This is a genomic window from Streptosporangium sp. DT93 (assembly GCF_049844535.1).
GTDB lineage: Bacteria > Actinomycetota > Actinomycetes > Streptosporangiales > Streptosporangiaceae > Streptosporangium.
Window position 1 is genome coordinate 116,110 of the sequence record NZ_JBNCLF010000005.1, and the last position, 6,439, is coordinate 122,548.

Annotated in this window: 3 protein-coding genes; 2 read left to right on the forward strand and 1 reads right to left on the reverse strand. The window is 72.6% G+C overall.

Features of this window, described 5'->3' with window-relative positions:
* Positions 1-233: 233 nt before the first annotated feature.
* Positions 234-1,379, reverse strand: a complete 1,146-nt coding sequence (locus ACLQ2R_RS13260; protein ID WP_425959772.1) for a collagen-like triple helix repeat-containing protein — start codon at positions 1,377-1,379, stop codon at positions 234-236.
* Between the two features lie 414 nt (positions 1,380-1,793).
* Between ACLQ2R_RS13260 and ACLQ2R_RS13265 the strand changes: the two genes are divergently transcribed.
* Positions 1,794-1,928, forward strand: coding sequence for a hypothetical protein (locus tag ACLQ2R_RS13265; protein ID WP_425959773.1), 135 nt, complete (start codon positions 1,794-1,796; stop codon positions 1,926-1,928).
* Between the two features lie 1,677 nt (positions 1,929-3,605).
* On the forward strand, positions 3,606-6,074 hold the full coding sequence (gene leuS / locus ACLQ2R_RS13270; protein WP_425960042.1) for a leucine--tRNA ligase: 2,469 nt from the start codon (positions 3,606-3,608) through the stop codon (positions 6,072-6,074).
* Positions 6,075-6,439 lie beyond the last annotated feature (365 nt).

The following is a 6,439-nucleotide window of genomic DNA, read 5'->3' on the forward strand; positions in this document are numbered from 1 at the left end:
GTCCCCTTGAACGGGCCGGGTCCTTCTGAACGGCCGGGTCCCTCTGAACGGACCGGTCCCAGGATCTCCGGCGCCGGTGGGGGTGTGCCGGCAGACCGGGAACCCTCCACCTCATCGGCCTCTTCGGCGCACCGTTCTCCGCGGGCTCCTCGCCTCGCCGTCCGGGTTCTTCGCGCCACGCCGTCCGGCGGGTCCCGTCGGCCTCGCGAGCCGACGGGACACCGACGCGTCACTCACCCCACGGCGCGGATCGACTTGAAGACGGTGTTGATGTCGGGAAGCAGTTCCTTCTCGCTGTCCGGCACCGACATGTAGACGATCGCGGGCAGCTCCGCGCCGGTGTTCACGGCCGCCACGACCATCGTCGTCGTCGCGTCACCGGAGGTGATCTCGTACGCCGAGAGCTGGCCGGACATGCCGTTCACCTTGAGGGTCTGCTGGGCGGTCTTGCGGGCGGTGTTGCCCTCGGGGAAGAACCTCTTGCGGCCGACGGAGGCCACCGCGTTGAGGACCGGCGAGAGCTTGTCCGGCGAGGTGTACCTGCTCTTGAGGCGCTGCGAGAGCGGGCCCGACATGAGCTGTGCGAACTGGGCCTTGCCGGTGGAGTCCGTACCCGCCGGAAGGTACTGGCGGGTCGTGAAGCCGTAGGCGGTCGGCACGCTCGGCCGCTGGTCCTGCCGCCACGGAGCACCGAGCTTGGCCAGCGTGATCCCGGCCGGCTGGTCGGTGAGCACGCCCTCCACCGGTGAGGGCGTGCCGGAGAAGCGCGGCAGGCGGCCGATCGCCGGGGGCTTGGCCTTCTTGGTGGCGGCCGCCGAGGGATTGGGGTCGGCGGTGACGCTCTCCTCGGCCGACGAGAGCGGCCCGGCCAGGAAGGCCCAAAGCACCGCGCCGATCAGGGCGATGGCCACGGAGCCGGCCAACGCGAAGATCCAGACCGGTCTGCCCTGGTCCTCGCCCTCCTCGCCGTCCTCGATGGCCTGGTAGTTCTCGCCGAAGACGGTGTTCCACAACTGCTGCTGGCGCTCCGGCGGGGGCGTCTTGGGGCCGCTGATCTGACCGGCGGTGACGAACGGCCTGTTCGGGTCGGAGGGGTCACGACTCAGATGCTGTCCGGCCTGGCCCGGCTGCCCGGCGTGACCCGGCTGCCCGGCCTGGCCAGGCTGTCCGGGCCACCCCGGCTGACCCGTCTGACCGGGCTGGTTGAACTGGCCGGGCTGTCCGGGCTGGTTGAACTGGCCGGGCTGTCCGGGCTGTCCGGGCTGGCCCGGCTGGGCAGGGCCGTTCCCCGGGAAGGCGGGAGCCTCGCCGGGAGAGGACGTGGTGGCGGCCGCCGCGCTCGCGGCGGCCATGGCCCACATGGCCGGGTTGTCCGGCACGCCGTAACTACGCCGAGCGTTCCCGGCACCCGAACCGGTGCCCATCCCGTTTCCGGCACCTGTACCGGTGCCCATCCCGTTCCCGGCACCTGTACCGGTGCCCATCCCGTTCCCGGCACCTGTACCGTTCCCGGCGCCCGTACCCGCGCCGTTCTCGGGGCGGGGGCGGCTCGCGTCGCCGAGGGGAGCGTCACCGTGCGGGGAGGGAGCGGTGCCTCCCGCAGGGGGGTCGGTCCAGGGGAGTGAGAACGTGGAGGTCTGCGCGTCGGCGAGGCCGGGGCTCTCCCGGGAGGGCACGGGAGGCCAGGCCTCCCCGCCCGCCGGCGGTGCCGGTGGCCAGAAGGCGCCTTCGCCGGGAGGTGCCGGCGGCCATCCGTTCTCCGCGGGCCGCGATCCGGTACCGCCGGAGATGTCATGCGAGGGCGCGCCGCCCTGCCAGGTCTCGCCCGCGGTGCCCGGTGCCTGACGCCCCGGGTCCCTGCCGGCGTCCGGCACCTGCCCCCAGCCGCCGTGCTGCGGGCCGTCGTGCCGGGGACCGCCGTGCTGTGAACCGCCGGGCTGCGGGTTGTCGGGCCAGGGGGCGCCGGGCTGCGGGCCGTCGTGCCGTGGCCCGGAATCACGTGACGGGTCGTCGTACCGCGGGCCGGAATCACGTGACGGGTCGTCGTACCGCGGGCCGGAATCGCGTAGCGGGTCGTCGTACCGCGGGCCCGAGGTGTGCGACCAGCCGGGGCCGTTGGGCGTGGTGGCCTGTGCCCAGGCGTTGTCGCCCGGAAGGGCATGGCCAGGAGAGGCGTGGCCGGGCGCCGGAGGTGAGACCTGACCGCGAGGGTCCGGGGTGGGGGCGTGGACGGGGGAGCCGTCCTGCGCGGAACCTGAGGGCGGCCACGCGTTGTTCGGCGAGGAGAGGTGACGGTCCCCGCCGTCCGTGCGCGGCCCCTGGCCCGGGGGATTCGCCCCGAACGGGTCTGATGCCTGAGGGCTCGACGGCCACGGGTTCGGCGCCCCGGGGGCCCCGAGCGGGTCCGATCCGAGCGGGTCCGACGGCCGGGAGCCCGATCCCTGTGACGGGCCGTCGTCGCGGGAGGTGGGCTGCGGCCACCCGTTGCCGGGGGAGGCGCCGGAGGCCGGGGAGAACTCGCCGTTGCCGGGAGAGGCGTGGCGCGACTCGACGCCGCCGGAAGAGGCCTGGTACGGGGTGGCGGGAGCAGGTCCTTGGCCGCCCCACGGAGCCGCCGTGTCCTGCGGCCGGCCGTCGGAGGGACCGGAGGTCTGTCCCCAGCCCCCCGGGGAGGACGAGTCCGCCGTCCGCGCGTGGCGGTCGCCCTGCGGGCTGAAGGCGTCGGCCCAGCTGTCACGCGGCGAGCCCGGGACCTGCCGCGCCGCGTCCTGCGCGGCGGGCCACGCCGGGCCACCGCCCTGCTCCCACCCGTCGTGACGGGGAGTCTGCGCCCGGCCGCCGTCCTGCGGACCCGGAGGACGGCCGCCCTCCCCGCCCGGGGCACCGCCGGGAGAGGTCTGCCAGGAGCCTTCGCCACCCCGCGGTTCGTCCTGCGGGCGAGGCAGCCGAGGCCCGGTCCCGAGGGATTCCTGCGCCCACGAGGGCACCGGCTCGGCCGTCTCCGGCCGTGCCGGGGGCAGGTGGGACTGGCTGGACTGCTCCGAAGCCATGCTTTCCTTACCTCCCGCACGGGTGCCCGAATTAGGCGTATTGGGCATGGTCTCACGTGAGACGGGGGGGCTCGCAGGGAAACCGGAGAACGCCCCCCTGAACTGGAGCCCGGTGGGATCGGTCGGCGGATCCTGCATGGGCAGGCCGACCTCCAACGGGTCCTGGCCCCCCGGCTCTACTGAATATGCCACGGTTGAAAGAGTAAACGCGAGGGACATACGAGGTCACAACAGGCGCATGCCCATCGGGTCTCGCCACGCCCGGGGGAGGGCGGAAGACCCCATTCTGCCGGTCTGTACGGCTCGCCGCCCGCTCTTCGGCGTCATCGGACCGGCTTTGCGCGGGCCACGGATATCCCTTGCGGGCTGCGATAGTCTTGGCATATGCGTGCCGCGACCCTGCTTATCGGGCCGCATCGGCTGTCCCGTCCCTGAGCGCCCTGCCGATGCGGCCGCCCTCCGCGTGAGCGGAGGGTTTTTGTATTGGGCCGGACGGGCCGGGCCATCCACGCGGACACACCCCAAGGGAAGATTGACGTGAACGAACGAGCCGACATGCACAGCGACGATCAGCACTACGACCCGCAGGCCCTGCAGGTCAAGTGGCAGCGACGGTGGGAGGAGCTGGACCCCTTCCGGGCCTCCGACGACCCCGCCGACCCGCGTGAACGGCGCTACATGCTCGACATGTTCTCCTACCCCTCCGGCGACCTGCACATGGGGCACGCCGAGGCGTTCGCCATCGGCGACGTCGTCTCCCGCTACTGGGTGCAGCGGGGCTACAACGTGCTGCACCCCGTCGGCTGGGACTCCTTCGGCCTGCCCGCCGAGAACGCCGCGATCAAGAACAACGCGCACCCGACGGAGTGGACCTACGCCAACATCGAGACCCAGGCCGGCTCCTACAGGCGCTACGCGATCTCCTTCGACTGGTCGAGCCGCCTGCACACCAGCGACGAGACGTACTACAGATGGACCCAGTGGCTGTTCGTCCGCTTCTTCGAGCGCGGCCTGGCCTACCGTAAGGGCGGCCTGGTCAACTGGTGCCCCAAGGACCAGACCGTGCTGGCCAACGAGCAGGTCAAGGACGGCAGGTGCGAGCGCTGCGGGACCGAGGTCGTCCGCCGCGAGCTGACCCAGTGGTATTTCAAGATCACTGACTACGCCGACCGGCTGCTGGACGACATGGCCCAGCTGGAGGGCAACTGGCCCGAGCGCGTGCTGGCCATGCAGCGCAACTGGATCGGCCGCTCCGAGGGCGCCGACGTCGACTTCGTGATCGAGGGCCGGGACGAGCCGGTCACCGTCTACACGACCCGCCCCGACACCCTGTACGGGGCGACCTTCTTCGTGGTCGCCCCGGACGCGGCGCTGGCCGGGGAGATCGTCACCGACGACCGGCGCGAGGCCTTCGAGGCGTACCGGGCCGCCGTGTCGAAACTGTCGGACATCGACCGGCTGTCCACCGACAAGGAGAAGACCGGCGTCTTCCTGGGCCGGTACGCGATCAACCCGGTCAGCGGCGAGCGCATGCCGGTCTGGGCGGCCGACTACGTACTGTCCGACTACGGCCACGGCGCCATCATGGCCGTCCCCGCGCACGACCAGCGCGACCTGGACTTCGCGCGGGCCTTCGGCCTGCCGGTGCGCGTGGTCGTGCACACCGGCCTGGCCGACCCCGGCGAGACCGGTGTCGCCACCGCCGGTGACGGCGCCATGGTCAACTCCGGCCCGCTGGACGGCCTGGCCAAGGCCGACGCGATCCGGAAGATCGTCGAGGTGCTGGGCGAGCGCGGCACCGGCCGCCCGACGGTCAACTTCCGGCTGCGCGACTGGCTGCTGTCGCGCCAGCGCTTCTGGGGCTGCCCGATCCCGATCATCCACTGCGGTGACTGCGGCGAGGTCCCCGTCCCCGACGAGCAGCTGCCGGTCACCCTGCCGGACCTGCGCGGCGAGGCCCTGGCACCCAAGGGCGTCTCCCCGCTGGCCTCGGCGGAGGAGTGGGTCAACGTCTCCTGTCCCAAGTGCGGCGGCGCGGCCAAGCGCGACACCGACACGATGGACACCTTCGTCGACTCCTCGTGGTACTTCCTGCGCTACGTCAACCCCTCCTACGAGGACGGCCCGTTCGACGTCGAGGGCGTGCGCCGGTGGGGCCCGATCGACCAGTACGTCGGCGGCGTGGAGCACGCCGTGCTGCACCTGCTGTACTCCAGGTTCTTCACCAAGGTCCTGCACGACATGGGCATGGTCGACTTCGTCGAGCCGTTCACCCGCCTGCTGAACCAGGGGCAGGTCATCAACCAGGGCAAGGCGATGTCGAAGTCGCTGGGCAACGGCATCGACCTGGGGCAGCAGATCGACGCCTACGGTGTCGACGCGGTCCGGCTGACCGTCCTGTTCGCCGGTCCTCCCGAGGAGGACATCGACTGGGCCGACGTCTCCGCGGCGGCGTCGCAGAAGTTCCTGGCCCGGGCGTTCCGCGTCATGGCCGAGGCGGGCGCGGCCTCCGCCCCGGGCGCCGACGTCACGGCCGGGGACGTTGACCTGCGCAGGACGGTCCACCACACCGTCGACGAGGTCACCAGGCTGGTCGAGTCCCACCGCTTCAACGTCGCGGTGGCGCGGCTGATGGAGCTGACCAGCGCGGCCCGCAAGGCCATCGACTCCGGGCCGGGCGCCGCCGACCCGGCGGTCAGGGAGGCCGCCGAGGCCCTGGCGGTCATGCTGTCGCTGGTCGCGCCGTACGTGGCCGAGGAGGGCTGGGAGCGGCTGGGCCGTACCGGGTCGGTCGCCCTGGCGGGCTGGCCGGTGGCCGACCCGGCGCTGCTGGTCCAGGACTCCGTCACCTGCGTCGTCCAGGTCGCGGGCAAGGTGCGCGACAGGCTGGAGGTCTCCCCGGAGATCTCCGAGATCGACCTGGAGGCGCTGGCCCTGAACTCGGAGAAGGTCAGGTCCTTCCTGTCCGGCGCACCGCGCAAGATCATCGTTCGTGCGCCCAAGCTGGTCAACATCGTTCCCTGACCTCGTGATCACGGCCCCGGCGCGGTGCTCGCGCACCGCGCCGGGGCCGTGGGGCGGTCGCGTCCGGGATCGCCCTTGAGACGAGGCGTCGCGGGACTCCACGAAAGCGGCCGGGATCGTCCGTGAGGCGGCGCGTCGCAGGATCCGGCGAAAGTGGTCGGGGGCGCCCCTGAGGCGGCGCGTCGCAAGACCCGATCAAAGCGGGTCGGGATCGCCTTTGAGGCGGCGCGTCGCAGGACCCGACGAAAATGGCCGGGGCCGCCCCTGAGGCGGCGCGTCGCGGAGAGCCGATGAGAGTCGGCCGAGAGGCCGGAGAACGGGGGGGGGGGGGGCGGGGGGGGGGGGGGGGGGGCGGCCGCGGGGCG

Coding starts and splice junctions, on each gene's coding strand:
- ACLQ2R_RS13265 (WP_425959773.1), top strand. CDS start 1,794: ATGCGAGGGCGCGCCGCCCTGCCAGGTCTCGCCCGCGGTGCCCGGTGC.
- leuS (WP_425960042.1), top strand. CDS start 3,606: ATGCACAGCGACGATCAGCACTACGACCCGCAGGCCCTGCAGGTCAAG.